The organism is Bartonella sp. AA97HXZ (assembly GCF_042196985.1).
Classification (GTDB): Bacteria; Pseudomonadota; Alphaproteobacteria; order Rhizobiales; family Rhizobiaceae; genus Bartonella.
Map to the genome: position 1 here is coordinate 1 of NZ_JBHIRC010000066.1, position 1,583 is coordinate 1,583.

Sequence of the window (1,583 nt, forward strand, 5' to 3'; positions counted from 1 at the left end):
GCTTATGAGAACCTCTTTAAATGCACGTTTAAACGTTTGAAACATAAAATGAGATCTTTATAAGAAACGTTAAAACTTTTTTTTATTACAGTTATAACTTAGTTATCATTTGCTCTTAAAAACGTTTCATTTATGAGAAAATTAAGATTTAGCTTTCACAGCAGAGCAAAATCTTAAAAACCTTACACTTTATAAAAGCGTTTGTTTATTTATCTTATGAAAAGCTGCTTTTAAAAACCAATGCTTGCAAGCTAAAAAGAACGTTTTTTGCAGATATTTATTGAATATGCATTTGCTTTTGATTGAATTATTAAAGCTACCGAGCGTTTTGATACGTTTGAGAGCAACAAAAAGCGTTTATAGGTTTTCTCATTCAAATGAGTGAGTAAAAATCAAACGCATCATTTACATTCCTTTTGATAAGTTTTCATAAAGATAATAGAGCGCTTGCAATATGATACGTTTTGTATATATGCACTGATTACTCCATTGTGGATGATTCATTTTAATCAATAAAAAACGCTATTTGAAAGCCGCGTCATATCACTTTCGACACGGCTTTTTTTTATGAATGCTATCTTTTATGAGATGTTTATAGCAATGCATTTTATATGCGTTTATAACCATAAAGAATGCACGCCCCCATGTTTCTTTTTATTCTGTTTTATCAGTTATATTGACAACATTATCCCTTTCATACACCTCACATTTTTTTGGAACCAACCTTACTTTGCTTTTTTTATTGATTTTTGCATTGCCATAAACACGCCCCCAGATCGTTGCACAATATGAGATTTTAGCATTGCCATAAACAGAGCCATAAATCTCACAAGAGCCACTCACACAAGCATTCCCATAAACCTTGCCATAAATTTTTGCACGACCATTAATAACAGCATAATTATAAACTTTTGCATGGCTATAAATGCAAGCAGAGCCACAAACCTTGGCATGACCATAAACGCGTGCATAACTAAAAACCGTAGCATCATAAGAAACATGCGCATGATCATAAATATGAGCATCAGCAAGAATGCGGGCACTACCATTCACATGAGCATTACCATAAATATTGCCATAAACATGAGCATTGCCATAGACAAAAGCATGGTCATAAACTTTAGCATATTGAGAGATAAAAGCTTTTCCATAGACTTCAGCATTGCCATAAACTTGACCACAGACTTGCGAAAAATGGCGTATTTTTGCATTTTCATACACTCTTGCATGACCGTAGGCACAAGCCTCATCATAGACCCAGCAATTGCCATCATGGGATAGGTTAACTTCCTTTTCAATAAAGCCGCCTAAAGACCCCGCCTTTATATCATCGAAATCTTTTAAAGCACGAATGCGATAAAGGCTTATAATATTTCGAGTAAGAGCATGTTTGATTTTTTTGATTTCACTAGTTAATTCGTATTTTTTGCACATAGAGATACCCTCACAATTTAATGTGATAAACATTTGATAAAATTTGAAATGGAAAAATTGGGTTGGAAAGCAGGCGCCCCCGCCGCGCCCGCGCGTCTTTACGCAGCGTTATTTTCAATAATCTTTACAACGGTATCGTTTTCATAAAT

General features: G+C 34.2%; 1 protein-coding gene. It reads right to left on the reverse strand.

Annotation, left to right across the window (positions count from 1 at the left end; all coding sequences use genetic code 11):
• Positions 1-654: 654 nt before the first annotated feature.
• Positions 655-1,434 carry a hypothetical protein gene (locus tag ACFINE_RS09670; protein WP_375621883.1) on the reverse strand — a complete coding sequence of 260 codons (780 nt, stop codon included), beginning with the start codon at positions 1,432-1,434 and terminating at the stop codon, positions 655-657.
• Between the last annotated feature and the right edge of the window lie 149 nt (positions 1,435-1,583).